This window comes from Kitasatospora sp. NPDC086801 (assembly GCF_044745805.1).
Taxonomy (GTDB): Bacteria; Actinomycetota; Actinomycetes; order Streptomycetales; family Streptomycetaceae; genus Kitasatospora.
Genome location: NZ_JBIVAX010000003.1, coordinates 217,059 through 233,363 on the forward strand (window position 1 = coordinate 217,059; position 16,305 = coordinate 233,363).

At 73.7% G+C, this 16,305-nt stretch carries 14 protein-coding genes; 8 read left to right on the forward strand and 6 right to left on the reverse strand.

What is annotated here, in order from left to right; all coding sequences use genetic code 11:
* The first annotated feature begins 23 nt into the window (after positions 1-23).
* Positions 24-539: a MarR family winged helix-turn-helix transcriptional regulator gene (locus ACIPLC_RS06120; protein WP_400471525.1), complete on the forward strand. Its 516-nt coding sequence runs from the start codon at positions 24-26 to the stop codon at positions 537-539.
* 61 nt (positions 540-600) lie between these two features.
* Here ACIPLC_RS06120 and meaB read toward each other — a convergent pair whose 3' ends face one another.
* Entirely contained in the window at positions 601-1,557 is a 957-nt protein-coding gene (meaB, locus tag ACIPLC_RS06125) for a methylmalonyl Co-A mutase-associated GTPase MeaB (RefSeq protein ID WP_400471527.1), read from the reverse strand.
* An 85-nt stretch (positions 1,558-1,642) separates the two neighbouring features.
* Positions 1,643-2,836 (reverse strand): acetyl-CoA C-acetyltransferase, encoded by a 1,194-nt coding sequence (locus ACIPLC_RS06130; protein WP_400471529.1) that lies wholly within the window; start codon positions 2,834-2,836, stop codon positions 1,643-1,645.
* Positions 2,837-3,162: 326 nt separating this feature from the next.
* Between ACIPLC_RS06130 and mce the strand changes: the two genes are divergently transcribed.
* The 3 genes from mce (at position 3,163) to ACIPLC_RS06145 (ending at position 9,650) form a co-directional block, all read left to right on the forward strand.
* Entirely contained in the window at positions 3,163-3,606 is a 444-nt protein-coding gene (gene mce, locus ACIPLC_RS06135; protein ID WP_400471531.1) for a methylmalonyl-CoA epimerase, read from the forward strand.
* A 498-nt stretch (positions 3,607-4,104) separates the two neighbouring features.
* Complete coding sequence (locus ACIPLC_RS06140) at positions 4,105-8,613, forward strand: hypothetical protein (protein ID WP_400471533.1); 4,509 nt, start codon at positions 4,105-4,107, stop codon at positions 8,611-8,613.
* 107 nt (positions 8,614-8,720) lie between these two features.
* Positions 8,721-9,650: a hypothetical protein gene (locus ACIPLC_RS06145; protein WP_063347784.1), complete on the forward strand. Its 930-nt coding sequence runs from the start codon at positions 8,721-8,723 to the stop codon at positions 9,648-9,650.
* A 147-nt stretch (positions 9,651-9,797) separates the two neighbouring features.
* Here the strand turns inward: ACIPLC_RS06145 and ACIPLC_RS06150 are convergent, their stop codons facing one another.
* Positions 9,798-10,109 carry a hypothetical protein gene (locus tag ACIPLC_RS06150; protein WP_400471534.1) on the reverse strand — a complete coding sequence of 104 codons (312 nt, stop codon included), beginning with the start codon at positions 10,107-10,109 and terminating at the stop codon, positions 9,798-9,800.
* Positions 10,106-10,903, reverse strand: a complete 798-nt coding sequence (locus tag ACIPLC_RS06155; RefSeq protein ID WP_400471536.1) for an alpha/beta fold hydrolase — start codon at positions 10,901-10,903, stop codon at positions 10,106-10,108. Before ACIPLC_RS06155 ends, ACIPLC_RS06150 begins: the two co-directional genes overlap by 4 nt.
* Positions 10,904-10,995: 92 nt before the next feature.
* Between ACIPLC_RS06155 and ACIPLC_RS06160 the strand changes: the two genes are divergently transcribed.
* Together ACIPLC_RS06160 and ACIPLC_RS06165 are read left to right on the forward strand one after the other, a co-directional pair.
* Positions 10,996-12,000: an ABC transporter ATP-binding protein gene (locus tag ACIPLC_RS06160; RefSeq protein WP_400471537.1), complete on the forward strand. Its 1,005-nt coding sequence runs from the start codon at positions 10,996-10,998 to the stop codon at positions 11,998-12,000.
* A gap of 1 nt (position 12,001) precedes the next feature.
* On the forward strand, positions 12,002-12,769 hold the full coding sequence (locus ACIPLC_RS06165; RefSeq protein WP_400471539.1) for an ABC transporter permease subunit: 768 nt from the start codon (positions 12,002-12,004) through the stop codon (positions 12,767-12,769).
* Positions 12,770-12,774: 5 nt separating this feature from the next.
* Here ACIPLC_RS06165 and ACIPLC_RS06170 read toward each other — a convergent pair whose 3' ends face one another.
* Positions 12,775-13,098: an ATP/GTP-binding protein gene (locus tag ACIPLC_RS06170; RefSeq protein WP_400471541.1), complete on the reverse strand. Its 324-nt coding sequence runs from the start codon at positions 13,096-13,098 to the stop codon at positions 12,775-12,777.
* 229 nt (positions 13,099-13,327) lie between these two features.
* Here ACIPLC_RS06170 and ACIPLC_RS06175 point away from each other — a divergent pair, with 229 nt between their 5' ends.
* A complete protein-coding gene (locus tag ACIPLC_RS06175) occupies positions 13,328-14,650 on the forward strand; it encodes an LLM class flavin-dependent oxidoreductase (RefSeq protein WP_400471543.1) in 1,323 nt (440 codons plus the stop codon).
* A 120-nt stretch (positions 14,651-14,770) separates the two neighbouring features.
* Here the strand turns inward: ACIPLC_RS06175 and ACIPLC_RS06180 are convergent, their stop codons facing one another.
* Positions 14,771-15,163, reverse strand: coding sequence for an SCO5389 family protein (locus ACIPLC_RS06180; RefSeq protein WP_400471545.1), 393 nt, complete (start codon positions 15,161-15,163; stop codon positions 14,771-14,773).
* Positions 15,164-15,642: 479 nt separating this feature from the next.
* Between ACIPLC_RS06180 and nucS the strand changes: the two genes are divergently transcribed.
* Positions 15,643-16,302: an endonuclease NucS gene (gene nucS, locus ACIPLC_RS06185; protein WP_280676005.1), complete on the forward strand. Its 660-nt coding sequence runs from the start codon at positions 15,643-15,645 to the stop codon at positions 16,300-16,302.
* Positions 16,303-16,305: the final 3 nt, after the last annotated feature.

Sequence of the window (16,305 nt, forward strand, 5' to 3'; positions counted from 1 at the left end):
ACTAAATAGGGTATGCTGAACCTATGGATACGCACACGATCAACACTGCGGACACCCCTCCGTCGCAGCCCGAGGAGGAGACTCCCTGGCTGACCGCCAGGGAGCAGCGGATGTGGCGCGCCCATCTGGAGGTCGCCAAGCTGCTGGAATACCAGCTCAGCCGCGAACTCCAGCCGCACAACCTGGCGATCAACGACTACGAGATCCTGGTCGTCCTCTCCGAGGCCCCCGACCGCCGGATGCGGATGACCGACCTCGCCACCGCCACCCTCCAGTCCAAGAGCCGGCTCTCACACCAGATCACCCGGATGGAGAACGCCGGCCTGGTGCTGCGTCAGGAGTGTCCCGGCGACCGCCGCGGCCTCTACGCCCACCTCACCGAACAGGGCTGGGAGACCATGCAGCGGGTCGCCCCCGACCACGTGCGCAGCGTCCGGGCCCACTTCATCGACCGCTTCACCCAGGAGCAGCTCGACGCCATGTACGAGGCGCTCGCCCCGGTCGCCGAACACCTGCGCGGCCTGCGCGGCCGCGCGTAGGCACGACCGCACCTGACGCACGGAAGGGCCGGCCCCACCCGGGGCCGGCCCTTCGGCGTCCTCAGCGCTCGGTGAGCCCGGCGACGAGTTCGTCGGCCGCGCCGTACGGGTCCAGTTCGCCCGCCACCACGCGCTCGGCCAGGCCGGCCAGGTGGCGGTCCCCGCGCAGGTCGCCGATCCGGGTGCGCAGTTCGGCCAGCGCGATCGCCTCGATCTCGTCGGAGGCCCGGCGGCGGCGGCGCGCCGCGAGCTCGCCGTGCTCCTCCAGCCAGGCACGGTGCTTCTCCAGCGCCTCGACCACCTCGTCGACGCCCTCGCCGCGGGCGGCGACGGTCTTGACGATCGGCGGGCGCCAGTCCCCCGCCCCGCGGGCCTCGCCGAGGCCGAGCATGTGGTTGAGCTCGCGCGCGGTGGCGTCGGCACCGTCCCGGTCGGCCTTGTTGACCACGAAGACGTCGCCGATCTCCAGGATCCCGGCCTTGGCGGCCTGGATGCCGTCGCCCATGCCGGGGGCGAGCAGCACCACGGTGGTGTCGGCCTGGGCGGCGATCTCCACCTCGGACTGGCCCACCCCGACGGTCTCGACCAGGATCACGTCGCAGCCGGCCGCGTCCAGCACCCGCAGTGCCTGCGGCGCCGTCCAGGACAGCCCGCCGAGGTGGCCGCGGGTGGCCATCGAGCGGATGAACACCTCGGGGTCGGTGGCGTGGTCCTGCATCCGGACCCGGTCACCGAGCAGCGCGCCGCCGGAGAACGGCGAGGACGGGTCGACGGCCAGCACCCCGACCCGCTTGCCGAGCCGCCGGTAGGCGGACACCAGCGCCGAGGTGGAGGTGGACTTGCCGACCCCGGGCGAGCCGGTCAGGCCCACCGTGTAGGCCTGCCCGGTGTACGGCGCGAGCGCGGCCATCGCCTCGCGCAGCTGCGGGGCGGCGTTCTCGACCAGCGTGATCAGCCGGGCGACGGCCCGCGGCCGGCCCGCCCGGGCCTGTTCGACCAGCGTGGCGACATCGATCATCGGGAGCTCCTAGCGCGGATGCGGATGCCGAAGGGGCTGCGGACCGCTTGTGGCGGTCCGCAGCCCCGAAGATCAGATCAGCTGATCAGGCCTTCGGGACGCGCACGATCAGCGCGTCGCCCTGGCCGCCGCCGCCGCACAGCGCGGCCGCGCCGACCCCGCCGCCGCGCCGCTGGAGCTCCAGCGCCAGGTGCAGCACCACGCGGGCGCCGGACATCCCGATCGGGTGGCCGAGCGCGATCGCGCCGCCGTTGACGTTGACGATGTCCGAGGAGACGCCCAGGTCCTTGGTCGACTGGTAGGCGACGGCCGCGAACGCCTCGTTGATCTCGATCAGGTCGAGGTCGGAGACCTCCAGGCCCTCCTTGGCCAGCGCGTGCCGGATCGCGTGGGACGGCTGCGACTGGAGCGAGTTGTCCGGGCCCGCCACGTTGCCGTGCGCGCCGATCTCGGCGATCCAGCTCAGGCCCAGCTCCTCGGCCTTGGCCTTGCTCATCACGACCACCGCGGCGGCGCCGTCGGAGATCTGCGAGGAGGTGCCGGCCGTGATCGTGCCGTCCTTGGCGAACGCCGGCCGCAGCTTGGCCAGGCCCTCGACGGTGGTGTCCGCGCGGATGCCCTCGTCCTGACCGAACAGCACCGGCTCGCCCTTGCGCTGCGGGATCGCGACCGGGGTGATCTCGGCGTCGAAGACGCCGTCGGCCTGCGCCTTGGCCGCACGCTGGTGGGAGGCCGCGGCGATCTCGTCCTGCACCTCGCGGGCGATGCCCAGGCGGGTGTTGTGCTTCTCGGTCGACTCGCCCATCGGGATGTTCTCGTAGGCGTCGGTGAGGCCGTCGTGGGCCATCGAGTCGAGCAGCCCGATCGCGCCGTACTTGTAGCCCTCGCGGGACTTCGGCAGCAGGTGCGGGGCGTTGGTCATCGACTCCTGGCCGCCGGCCACCACGACGTCGAACTCGCCGGCCCGGATCAGCTGGTCGGCCAGCGCGATGGCGTCCAGGCCGGAGAGGCAGACCTTGTTGATGGTGAGCGCCGGGACGCTCATCGGGATGCCGGCCCGGACGGCGGCCTGGCGGGCCGGGATCTGGCCGGCGCCGGCCTGCAGCACCTGGCCCATGATCACGTACTGGACCTGCTCACCCGTGATGCCGGCCCGCTCCAGCGCGGCCTTGATCGCGAAGCCGCCGAGGTCGGCACCGGAGAAGCCCTTGAGGGAACCGAGCAGGCGACCCATCGGGGTCCGCGCACCGGCGACGATCACAGAGGTGGTGTTGGTCATGGGACGAGCCCCTTCGCACGTCGTGGCCAGGTGAGGATGCGCTCAATGTACTGACCCGTTACCCGCCCGTCACCGGAGCGACGGTGTGATCGAGCGCACTGGCACCTTCCAGTCAACACCGTGTCAACGCGGCCCGGGTGAACCCCGACGCACGACCCGGGCGACCCCCCGGCGCGTGCCCCGGGTGAACGACCTGCGCGCGCCCCGGGTGAACGCCCTGCGTGTGAGCAGACTCGCACGTCCGGCGCTGGCGCCGGTCAGGAGCGATGCGCTGCACTGGTGCCACCTGGTTCCCGAGGTACCCAACCCGTCTCCCGGAGGTCGCCGTGCTGACCCGTATCGACCACATCGGCATCGCCTGCCGCGACCTCGACAAGACGGTCGAGTTCTACCGCACCACCTACGGCTTCGAGGTGTCCCACACCGAGGTCAACGAGGAGCAGGGCGTCCGCGAGGCCATGCTCAAGATCAACGACACCGGCGACGGCGGCGCCTCCTACCTCCAGCTGCTGGAGCCCACCCGGCCCGACTCGACCGTCGCCAAGTGGCTGGAGAAGAACGGCGAGGGCGTGCACCACATCGCCTTCGGCACCGCCGACGTGGACGGCGACGCCGAGGCCGTCCGGGCCAAGGGCGTACGGGTCCTCTACGACCAGCCGCGGATCGGCTCGATGGGTTCGCGGATCACCTTCCTGCACCCCAAGGACTGCGGCGGCGTCCTGACCGAGCTGGTCACCTCCGCCGAACCGGGCGGCCACGACGCCCACTGAGCCCCGCCAGGTGCCGCCCACGGCCGGACGGCACCCCCCGAACCGCCGGTCATGACCAGTCAGTAACCTCGTCGGACAGCCGGAAAACCACCACGCGGCCATTCCCCCGCAGTGCGGTCCCACTACAATGCCCAGGTGCGCGAAGGCTCCGGGGGACGGAGGCGACGGGCACGGCCGATGACAGGCCCGTCCGCCTCGCGGTGGCCGGCCCGTCGCAGGGGAGTCCACAACGCGGGCACGGCTGAACAGTCGCAACACGGATCTGTCACCATTCTCCACAAGGCAAGAGTTCGCCCAGGAGTCCACCCGGACGGGGGAACGCGGCATCACCGCGCTTCCACGCCCAGGGCTCCGAGACCGCGGCGGGCGGCCCCGGCTTGACCGGAGGGCCGTCCACCGGCTGCGGATGCAAGGAGCCAGTCGGACCAGTGCCCGGACAACGGGTGCCCTGGACCGGCCGGGTCGAGGACGCGACCAGGAGATGGATGGGACCGCGGAGTGCGGGGCAACGACCGCTACGAGGTTGACGATCACCTCTCCCAGTTCGAGGCCGAGATGGGTCGGACTCGAAAGGAGCGGGACAAGGCAGTCGAGCATGCCGAGGACCTCGCCTACCAGGTGGAGGTGCTCCGGGCCAAGCTGCACGAGTCCCGCCGCATGCTCGCCCAGCCGCGCGCCTTCGACGCCGTCTCCGGCCAGGCCGAGCAGATGCTCCGCACGGCCGAGATGCAGGCCCAGCAGCTGCGCGCCGACGCCGAACGCCAGCTGCGCGACTCCCAGGCCGCCACCCAGCGGATCATGGCCGAGGCCGCCGAGCGCACCGCCCGGCTGGAGGCCGAGCTCACCGCCCGCCGCCGCCAGCTGGAGGACGAGCTCGCCGAGCTGCGCCGCACCGCCGAGCAGCACGTCAACGGCTGGGCCGAGCAGACCCGGACCGGCTCCGAGCAGGAGGCCCAGCGCCTGCTCCAGGACGCCCGCGCCGAGGCCGAGCGCATGGTCGCCGCCGCCCGCGCCGAGGCCGTCGCGCTCTCCGACCAGGCCCGCGCCCAGACCGCCGCCGACGTCGACGCGGCCCGTGGGGAGGCCCAGGCCGCCGCCGAGGCCGCCCTCCAGCGGGCCCAGAGCGACGCCGAGCGCCTGCTGCGCGCCGCCTCCGAGCACGCCCAGCAGGCCGGCGCCCAGGCCGCCGCCGACGTGGACGCCGCCCGCGGCGAGGCCCAGCTGCAGCTGGCCACCGCGCACGCCGCCGCCGAGCAGCAGCTCGCCGCCGCGAAGGCCGAGATCGGCCGGCTCAAGGAGCAGTCCTCCGCCGAGCAGATCCGGGCCGAGCAGCAGCTCGCCCACGCGCAGGCCGAGATAGAGCGGCTGCGTGCCGAGGCGATCGCCGAGGCCGAACGCACCCGCCGCGAGTCCGCCGAACTGCGCGCCCAGGCCGAGCAGGCCGCCGAACAGCTCCAGGCCGACGCCGAGGCCGCCGCCGAACGCAAGGTCGCCGACGGCGAGGCCGCCAACGAGCAGCGCTCGCAGACCGCCCGCGCCGAGGTCGCCCGGATGGTCGCCCACGCCACCAAGGAGGCCGAGGCCATCCGCGCCGAGGCCGCCACCAAGCAAGCCGAAGCGGAGGCCGCCAAGGCCGCCGCCGCCGAGGAGAGCGAACGGCTGCGGGCCACCGCCGAATCGGTGGCCGGCGAACTGCGCGCCGAGGCCGAGGCCGCGATCGCCGAACTCCGCGCCCAGGCCGACCGGGACGTCGCCGAACTCCGCGCCCACGCCGAGGCCGAGGCCCAGCGCCTGCGCCACGCGGCCGAGGAGGAGGGCCGGGCGACCGGCGCCAAGGACGCCACCGTCCACCTCGCCAAGGCCGCCAAGACCGCCGAGGAGGTACTCGGCCAGGCCAACCAGGACGCCGAGACCGCCCGCACCGAGGCCGCCACCGAGGCCGAACGGATCCGCACCGAGGCCGCCGCCGAGGCGCAGCGCCTGCGCGAGCAGGCCCAGGCCGCCGTCGAGCAGGCTCAGAACGCCGCCCTCGACGACGCCGCCGCGATCCGCGAGCGGATCGAGCAGATGCAGGACGAGGCGGCCCGGCTGCGGGCCGAGGCCGAGGAACTGCGCGCCCAGGCCGCCGCCGAGGCCGACCGCACCCGGGGCGAGGCCCGCCGCCAGGCCGTCCTGCAGATCGAGGAGTCGGCGAAGAACGCCGAGGAACTGCTCACCAGGGCCAAGGCCGACGCCGACGAGCTGCGCGCGGGCGCGGCCGGGGAGATCGAGCGGCTGCGCGCACAGGCCCAGGAACAGGCCGCCGAGACCCAGGGGCGGGCCGAGCAGACCCTCGCCCGGGCCCGCGCCGAGGCCGAGAAGACCACCGCCGCCGCCGAGCAGCAGGGCCAGGACGCCCTCGCCGCCGCCAAGGCCGCGGCCGCCGAGAACCGCGCCGCCGCCGAGCGCGAGACCGCCGAGCTCCGCCGGGACGCGGCCGAGTTCGACCAGCGGGTCCGGTCCGAGGCCGGCGCCGCCGCGACCGCCCTCACCACCGACGCACAGGCCGAGGCGAACGCCGTCCGGGACGCCGCGGTGGCCGACGCCGAGCGCGTCCGCACCGAGGCCGACACCGAAGCCGCCCGCACCCGGGGCAAGGCCGAGGCGGCCGCGAACGCACTGCGCGAGGAGAGCCGGCGCGAGCACGAGGAGGCCGCCGCCGGGCTGCACCGCGAGCGCGAGGAGACCGCCGAGCAGCTGGCCGCCGCCCAGGCCGCCCACGAGCAGGCCGAGCAGACCGCGGCCGAACTGCACTCCCTCGCCGAGCGGGAGACCGCCGAACTGCGGGAGCTGGCCGACCGCGAGACCACCGAACAGCGCGCAGCCGCCGAGGCGTACGCCGCCGACGTCCGGACCAAGGCCGAACAGGCCGCCACCGAACTCACCGAGCGCACCACCGCCGAGACCACCGAACAGCGCGAGGCCACCGAACAGCACGTCGCCGCCCAGCGCGCCGAGGCCGAGGAACTGCTGGAGGCCGCCAAGACCGCCGCCGAGCAGCGCCAGGCCGAGGCCGCCCGGGACGCCAAGGCCGTCCGGGAGAAGGCCGCCGCCGAGCTGGCGCTGGCCTCCGAGCAGGCCGAGACGGTCCGTGCCGAGGCCGGCCGCGAGCTGTCCGAGGCCCGCGCCACGGCCGACGGCATCCGTGCCGAGGCCACCGCCGTCCTGGAGCAGGCCCGGGCCGACGGCGAGGAACTGGTCGCCGCCGCCGGGGCCGAGGGCGCCGCCCTGGTCGAGGCCGCCGAGGAGGAGGCCGCCGAGGTCCGCCAGTCGGTGGCCGGCATGCACGAGGCCGCCGCCGAGCAGATCGCCGAGCGGCAGGCCGCCGCCGAGCGGGAGGCCGCCGAGGTCCGCGACCGGGCCGAGCAGGCCGCCGCCGAGGTCCGCGAGCTGGCCGAGCGGGAGACCGCCGAACAGCGCGAGCTGGCCGACCGCGAGACCGCCGAACAGCGGGCCCTCGCCGAGCGGGAGACCGCCGAACAGCGCGAGCTGGCCGACCGCGAGACCGCCGAACAGCGGGCCCGCACCGAGGCCGAGACCACCGCCCTGCGCGAGCTGACCGAACGGGAGCTGACCGCCGAACGCGAGGCCCATGAGGCCGAGTTGGGCCGCCAGCGCGCCGAGGCCCAGGCCTACGACGAGCACCTGCGGGCGGAGGCCGACGCCGTGCTGCACGCGGCCCGGGAGGCCGCCGAACAGCTGCGCGCGGACGCCGAGGCCCAGGCCGTCCGGACGATGGCCGCCGCCGACGAGCGCTCGGCCGCCCTGGTCGCCGACGCCGAGGAGCTGGCCGCCGCCCTGCGCACCGAGGCCGAGGAGTACGCGCTCGCCACCCGTACCCTCGCCGACGAGTACGACGCCGCCACCCACAGCCGCGCCGACGCGTTCGACGCGGAGACCCGGAACGCCGCCGAGCAGTTCGACAGGGCCACCCGCGAGCAGGCCAACTCCGTCCTGGAGAAGGCCTTCGCGGACGCCGAGTCGCTCGGCGAGGACGCCCAGACCACCGCACTGGCCACCACCGCCGCCGCCGAGGAGCAGGCGGACGCGATGGTCGCCGCCGCCCGCAAGGAGGCCGACCGGCTGGTCGCCGCCGGCGAGGCGGCCGGCCAGGCCGAGGTGGAGAAGGGCCGGTCCGACGCCGACACGCTGCTCGCCGAGGCCCGCCGGGACTCCACCGCGATCCGCGAGCGCGCCGAGGAACTGCGCGAGCGCACCGACGCCGAGGTGGAGGCGCTGCACGAGCGCGCCCGCAAGGAGAACGCGGCGGCCATGAAGTCGGCCGGCGAGCGGGTCGACGCGCTGGTGACGGCCGCTCAGGAGCAGCTGACCGAGGCCGAGGAGCAGGCGGTGGCCACCGTCGCCGAGGCCGAGGACCGGGCGGCGGCGCTGGTCGCGGCCGCCGAGGACCGCGCGGGCGAGCTCACGTCGGAGGCGTCCGCGGAGGCCAGCAAGGTCCGGATCTCGGCCGTCCGCAAGGCCGAGGGCCTGCTGAAGGAGGCGGAGACCAAGCTCGCCGACTCCACCAGCCGCGCCGAGGCGCTGATCGTCAAGGCCGAGGCCAAGCTGCAGTCGGCCGAGGCCGAGGCCGAGGAGCGGCTGGAGAGCGCCGCCGCCGAGGCGGAGAAGCGGCTGCGGGACGCCGACCGCGGCGCGGACGAGCAGGTCGAACTGGCGAAGGCGGAGGCCGAACGGCTGCTCGCCGAGGCGCAGGCCGAGGCGAAGCGGGTCACCGACGAGGGCCGGCGCGAGCTGGACGAACTGGTGCGGCGGCGCAAGGACATCAACACCGAGATCTCCAGGGTTCAGGACGTGCTGTCCGCGCTGGAGGCGTTCGAGGCACCGGCACCGGTCGCCCAGGCCAACGGGGGAAGCAGCACCAAGAAGGACGGGGGTGCCAAGGCGGGTGCCGGAATTGGCTCCCCCCGGTCAGGTGGCAATCGCTCCAAGAACGCACCACCCGATTGAGCGGACATTGTCCGCGGGACGACGGCATCCCGCCGTCGACACTCCGGTACCGTGTCAGGATTCCCTCAACCACCTCAGCGGTTTGACGACAGGAAGCCCAGAACCCCATGAGCGACAGTCACTCCCCTCACGGCTTCGACCTGGTGCGCCGTGGGTACGAGCGCGCCCAGGTCGACGAGCGGATCACCAAGCTGGTGGCCGACCGTGACAGTGCCCTGACCCGGATCAGCGCGCTCGAGAAGCGCATCGAGGAACTCCACCTGGAGACCCAGACCGCGCAGGCGGCGGTCACCGAGGCGGAGCCCTCGTACGCCGGTCTCGGCGCCCGGGTCGAGAAGATCCTGCGACTGGCCGAGGAGGAGGCCAAGGACCTGCGCGACGAGGCGCACCGCGCCTCCGAGCAGCACCGCGAGCTCGCCGAGGCCGCCGCCCAGCAGGTCCGCACCGAGGCCGAGAACTACGCCAAGGACCGCAAGGCCAAGGCGGAGGACGAGGGTCTGCGGATCGTCGACAAGGCCAAGAGCGACAGCGCCCAGCTGCGCGCCGAGGCCAACAAGGACGCCCAGAACAAGCGCGAGGAGGCGGACGCCCTCTTCGAGGAGACCCGCACCAAGGCCGCCCAGGCCGCGCTGGAGTTCGAGACCAACCTGGCCAAGCGCCGCGAGCAGTCCGAGCGCGACCTGGCCGCCCGTCAGGCCAAGGCCGAGAAGCGCCTGGCCGAGATCGAGCACCGGGCCGAGCAGCTGCGCCTGGAGGCCGAGAAGCTGCGCACCGACGCCGAGCGCCGCGCCCGCCAGACCGTCGAGACGGCCCAGCGCCAGTCCGAGGACATCGTGGCGGACGCCAACGCCAAGGCCGACCGGATCCGCAGCGAGTCCGAGCGCGAGCTGGCGGCGCTCACCAACCGCCGCGACAGCATCAACGCCCAGCTGACCAACGTCCGCGAGATGCTGGCGACGCTGACCGGCGCGGCCGTGGCCGCCGCCTCGCTGCCGGGCGACGACACCATGGGCGTGCCCGCCCAGCAGTCGCGCTGACGCCGCCGCCGGGCACGAGCGCCCGGCGGCACGTGCGGAACAGGCGGCACGTGCGGAACGGTAGACGGGCCAGGCCCTCACCCACCCGGGTGAGGGCCTGCCGTCTTTTCCACCGTCATCATCTCGGGTGACCCGGATGAGCGGGCGTCACCTGGGGTAGGCCCCGTCGGGCCGCTGGTGCCCGCTGCTGAGCTGGTTGCCCTCGTCGTCGGAGACGGTGCCGAACCACGAGGTGCACCAGACCGACACGGAGTCGGGCCAGTACTGCACCTCGAACGGGTGGCCGGATCCGTGGTCGCCGTACGAGGTGACGATGAAGGTCTCGCCGGGGCGCAGCCAGTAGTCCTCGCCGAGCGGCTCCAGGGTCAGTTCGACCAGGCCCTCGCCACGGTTGGTCACGGGCACCCGGCCGGTCACCTCCAGCGCCGAGAAGTCCCAGCCGGGCGTGTCCTCCCTCATCCGGCCGCCACCCGGGCCAGCAGGTCACGGACGGCGGTGTTGAACGCCTCCGGCGCCTCCAGGGCGCTCAGATGGCCCGCCCCGGGGATGACGGTCAGTTCGGCGTCCGGCCGGGCCCGGAGCATCAGTTCGGCCTCCTCCGGCGCCACCAGGGCGTCCTGCGCGCCCGCGACGACCGCGGTGGGCACCCGTAGTCCGGCCAGCACGTCCAACGCGTCCGGCCGGGCCGCCATGGCCCGGTGGGCCCAGGCGACGGCGGCCGGCGACGCGGCGGCGACCAGCGACTGCACCCGTTCCACCAGGTGCCGGGAGTCCGGCCCGAGCTGCCCGGCGGCGACCTGCTCGTCGAGCAGCAGTCGGACGCTGTCCCGGGCGGTGACGGCGGCGGCGATCCGCTCCCGGTTGGCCCGGACGGCGTCGGTGTCGGCGGTGGCGCGGGTGTTGGCCAGCAGCAGCCCGGCCAGTCGGTCCGGGTGGCGGCGGGCGAAGGCCAGCGCCACGTAGCCGCCCATGGAGAGCCCGCCGACCACCGCGCGCCCGATCCCGGCCGCGTCCAGCAGCAGGGCGAGGTCGTCGGCGACCAGGTCCAGCGAGGGTTCGTCGGCCCCCAGCTCGGTGCCGCCGAAGCCGCGCTGGTCCGGGGCGAGCACCCGGGCCTCGTCGCCGGTCAGACCGGGCAACGCGTCCAGTTGGGCGGACCACATCGCGGCGTTCAACGGGAAGGCGTGCAGCAGTACGAGGGGTGTTCCGGTGCCGCTCTCGCGGACCGACACTGCGGAGGGGGGCTGGGTCATGGGCCCACCGTATTCCGGCACGCCCGGCGGGCCCACTCAGCGGGCCGCGATATCCGCTTTGTCCTAGCCTGCCAGAGAGCAAGGGAGCGCGAATGATCGAGCTGCACAATCTGACGAAACGTTACGGCAAGACCCTCGCGGTGGACCGGCTCAGCTTCCAGGTCCCCCAGGGCGTGGTGACCGGCTTCCTCGGCCCCAACGGCGCGGGCAAGTCCACCACCATGCGCATGATCCTCGACCTCGACCGCCCCACCAGTGGCCGGGTCACCCTCGACGGCAAGCGCTACGGACAGCTCAGCGAGCCGCTCAAGTACATCGGCGCGCTGCTGGAGGCCAAGGCCGTCCACCCCGGCCGCACCGCCCGCGACCACCTGCTCTGGCTCGCCCAGAGCAACCGCATCCCGACCCGCCGGGTGGACGAGGTGCTCAACCTGGTCGGCCTCACCCCGGTCGCCCGCAAGCGGGCCCGCGGCTTCTCGCTCGGCATGGGCCAGCGCCTCGGCATCGCCTCCGCACTGCTCGGCGACCCGGAGATCGTCATGTTCGACGAGCCGGTCAACGGACTGGACCCGGAGGGCATCCTCTGGATCCGCAACCTGATGAAGCGGCTCGCCACCGAGGGCCGGACCGTCTTCGTCTCCTCCCACCTGATGAGCGAGATGGCCGTCACCGCCGACCACCTGGTGGTCATCGGCAGGGGCCGGCTGCTCGCCGACCTGCCGATGCCGGAGTTCATCCGACGCAACTCCCGCTCCGCCGTCCGACTGCGCACCCCGCACCCCGAGCGCCTGCTCGACGTCCTGTCCGGCGCCGGGCTCCGGCCCGAACCCGGGCCCGGCGGCTCCTACGAGGTGGTCGACGGCGACCTCGCCCGGCTCGGCGACCTGGCCGCGACACACGGCGTCGTCCTGCACGAACTCAGCCCGCAGCAGGCCTCGTTGGAGGAGGCGTTCATGCAGATGACGGCCGACTCGGTGGAGTACCACGCGGGCGACGGCCCGGGCCGGGACGCGGCCGGCGCACCCGGCGTCTGGGGCGCCGGCTGGAAGGCGGACGGCGCCCCGCAGACCGCGGCGGCCCAGCAGGAGGAGAACTGAGATGGCGTCCTTCCCGGCGATCCTGCGCTCCGAGTGGACGAAGATCCGCAGCGTCCGCTCGACGATCTGGACGCTCGCGCTGACCTTCGTCGTGACCGTCGGCATCGGCGCGCTGCTGTCCCTGCTCACCAACAACAACTTCACCGAGTTCCGGCGGGGCGACCAGTCCCAGTTCGACGCCACCAGCACGGCCTTCTCCGGCATCATGCTCGGCGAGCTCGCCATCATCGTCTTCGGCGTGCTGGCCATCGGCAACGAGTACAGCACCGGCATGGTCCGGGTCACCCTGGCCGCCGTCCCGCAGCGCGGCACCCTGCTCACCGGCAAGGCGGTGGTGCTCGGCGCGATGGCCCTGGCGGTCTCGGTGGTGACGGCCTTCGCCACCTTCTTCACCGGCCAGTCGCTGCTCGGCTCGCACTCCACCAGCCTCGGCGAACCGCACGTGCTGCGCGCGGTGTTCGGCGCCGCGCTGTACCTGACGATGCTCTGCCTGTTCTCGGCCGGCGTCACCACGATGCTGCACAACCAGACACTGGCGCTGGGCGTGCTGGTCCCGTTCTTCTTCCTGCTCTCGCCGATCCTCTCCGCGGTGCCGAAGGTCAGGACCCTGGCCCACTACTTCCCGGACTACGCGGGCTCGCGGATGCTGCTGGTGTACGAGCAGCACGGCCAGCCGTACGGGCCGTGGGCGGGCTTCGTGATCTGCCTGGCCTGGACGCTCGCCGCCCTGCTCGGCGGCGCGCTGGTGCTCAAGAACCGGGACGCGTAGCCGGCTCAGTACCGCGGAGCGCCGCGGCCTCGCAGGACGTTGGAGGCCCGGCGCTCCCGCGCGCCCCAGCAGGCGCGGTGCCAGTGCCGCCGGTCGTCCACGCCCGCGCCGTGCATCGGCCAGGCCACCACGTGCCCCGTCCCGGGCGGGATCTCCTGGTCGCAGCCCGGACACCGGTAGTGCCGTCCGGCCGTCCCGGCGACCGTCTGGACCACCCAGTCGTCGCCCTGGTAGCTCTCGGTGCGGCGCAGCGATCCACCGAGCGGGGAGGCCTGCTCGGCGCTCTCGCTCGGGTCGACGCTCTTGATCCGGTTACGGCGCGGCGACACGTCGGACTGCCTCTCTTCCGGGGGTTCGGGGTCGTTCCAGCCTACGGCCGGCCGCCCCTACCGAAGGCCCCTATCACGGCACCGTCCGGCGCTCCCGGGTTTTTGCCGAGATCCACCCGATCTTCGGCGAAATTCAGGGTTCCGCGTGCCATTGGCACATGACATCGGATACCCACAAGGGGAACAGGCGGGGCCCGCAGACCCTGCGCGCACCCGAGGAGGCCCCACGATGACCAAGACCAGTGCCCGCGCCGAGACCCGTCGACCCGTCGGGGTCCGGCCGCCCGCCCCCGGCCCGGTGCTGACCTCGCCCGCCCCGGTCACGGCCGCGGCGGGCGAGCCGCTGCCCGTGCCGCAGCGGGCGGGCGCGCTCCCGCCGGACACCGCGCCGGTACGGGTCGGCGCGTTCCTGCTGTCCGCGCAGTTCCCCGGGCAGAGCCACCGCGAGGCGCTGGACCGCACCGTCCGGGCCGCCGTCGAGGCCGAACGCGCGGGCCTGGACAGCGTCTGGCTGGCCGAGCACCACTTCGTCCCGTACGGGGTCTGCCCCAACGCCGCCACGCTGGCCGCGCTGCTGCTCGGCCGCACCCGTCGGATCGGCATCGGCACGGCGGTCAGCGTGCTCTCCACCGCCCACCCGGTGGCGCTCGGCGAGCAGGCCGCGCTGCTGCACCTCACCTCGGACGGGCGCTTCACGCTCGGGGTGGGCCGCGGCGGCCCCTGGATCGACCTGGACGTGTTCGGCGGCGGCGTGGACGCCTTCGAGAACGGCTTCCCGGAGCGGCTGGACCTGCTGCTGCGCTGGCTGCGCGGCTCCCGGGTGAGCGCGGACGGCCCGCAGTTCGCCTTCCCCGAGGTGGCGGTGGTGCCGCGCGCCACCGAACCGGTGCGCCGGTCCGGGCTGGGCAGCTGGCTCGGTCTCGGCGAGCAGTCCGGCCCGGTGCGCTTCCCGCGCCAGCGGCAGGACGTCGAGGGCCTCGGCGAGGGCGTCGGTGAGGAACTCGATCCGTCCGGGCGGCCGGTGGCGGGCCCACCGATGGTGGTCGCGTGCACCTCGCCGGGCGGGGTGCGGCTCGCCGCCGAACGCGGCCTGCCGATGCTGCTCGGCATGCACTCCGGCGACGACGACAAGCTGCACATGCTGGAGCTGTACCGGACCGCCTGGCTGGCCGCCGGACGCGGCGAGGAGCAGCTGCGCCGGGTGAACCGTCAGCACGTCGCGGCCGGGGTCGCCCAGGTCGAGGACCGCACCTCGGCGGCCCGCGCCACCCTGCTGAACGCCATGCCGGGCTGGTTCGAGTACGGGCTCGGCGCCCACCGCACCGTGGACGGCCGGGAGCGCAAGATGCGCGACCCGCGCGAGTACACCGAACTCCTCTGCGACCTGCACGCGGTGGGCACGCCGCGGCAGTGCGCCGACCGGCTGCTGGCCACCGCCGAGCGGACGGGCATCCGCCGCTTCGCGCTGCTCGCGGAGGGCAGCGGCGACCGCGAGGCGACCCTGCACAACATCGCCCGGCTCGGCTCCGAGGTGCTGCCGCAGCTGGGGTGAGCCCGGGGGTGGACCGGCCGGGCCCGGCCCGGGCCGCCGCCCCTCCCCCCGCACCGGGGGACGGGGGCGGCCCGACGACCTTCCGGGCCGGTACGGCCCGCGATCGGCGGTGCTGCCGGGTCAGCAGTCCCGCAGTTCCTCGGACTGGTTGAGCAACTGCTCCCGGACCGAGGTGAAGCGTGCGTGCCGTGCCTCGTTGGCCTCCGACGGCAGGAAGACCGCCACCCGGTGACAGTTCTGGAAGGCCAGCCGCACCCCGAAGTGCCGCTGAAGGGCACCCCGGATGGCGTCGCTGGCGAGGGCCCGCAGGAGCTGGCCGCGGGCCTGCTCGCTGGGCGGCGGTACCTGGTTGTCGGCGAAATCGGTACCGTCGACCTTCGCCTGGGCGACCAGCGAGCTGATCAGGTCCCAGGCGTACGGCAGCGAGACGCGGACGCAGTCGACGAATTCCCGCTCGTCGACCTCGCCCCGCTCGGCCTTTTCCAGCAGGGCCGGTGAGACGTCGAGCGACATGGATTCTCCTCTCGCGGTCCACCCGCGCGGCGCCCGGGTGGTCGTGCGTAGCCAAGCTCACAGTGAGGGTGGGCGAATCGCGCGTGGCGTCCGGAACACCGTGGAACGGGCGTTTCCGACACCCCGCGAAAGCGGCGGCACCACGGGACGTGACGTCCCGGACACCGACCGCGCTCAGAACAGCGTGGCAGTCAACGGCGGGGCGGGCCGGTCATTCCTGTGGATTGCTTCGGAAATACGCCGTGGTGCACCAGATTGGCCGGATACCGTCGGATCGTTCATCTGAAGTCTCCATCCCCGTTGACAGCGATCCCGCACGCGTGCCGTCACGTACGGTAGCGACCCCAGGGAGTGGGCGCCAGACCGCGACGGGCGGTGAGCGGAATTGCCGAACCTCCATGTTCGCGGGGTTCCCGGTTTCTTCACCCGGTCGTCGTGGAATCGCATCAACTGGCCCCGGTGGGCTAGCGTGGTCGACCGTGCGTCTCGTAATTGCCCGCTGCTCAGTCGACTATGCCGGTCGGCTCTCCGCCCATCTGCCCTCCGCCACCAGGCTCATCCTGGTCAAGGCCGACGGCAGCGTCAGCATCCACGCCGACGACCGCGCCTACAAGCCGCTCAACTGGATGTCCCCGCCGTGCGCGCTCAAGGAGGCGGACGGGGTCTGGACAGTGGAGAACAAGGCCGGCGAGAAGCTCATCATCACGCTGGAGGAGGTGCTGCACGACTCCTCCCACGAACTCGGGGTGGACCCGGGCCTGATCAAGGACGGCGTCGAGGCGCACCTCCAGGAGCTGCTCGCGGACCGGATGGAGGTGCTCGGCGCCGGCTGGTCCCTGATCCGCCGCGAGTACCCCACCGCGATCGGCCCGGTCGACATCCTCTGCCGCGACTCGGACGGCGCCACGGTGGCCGTCGAGATCAAGCGCCGCGGTGAGATCGACGGCGTCGAGCAGCTCACCCGCTACCTCGAACTCCTCAACCGGGACCCGCTGTTGGCCCCGGTCAAGGGCATCTTCGCCGCCCAGGAGATCAAGCCCCAGGCCCGCGTGCTGGCCACCGACCGGGGCATCGGCTGCGTGGTGCTGGACTACGACGAGCTGCGCGGCATCGACGACGACAAGCTCAAGCTGTTCTGACCG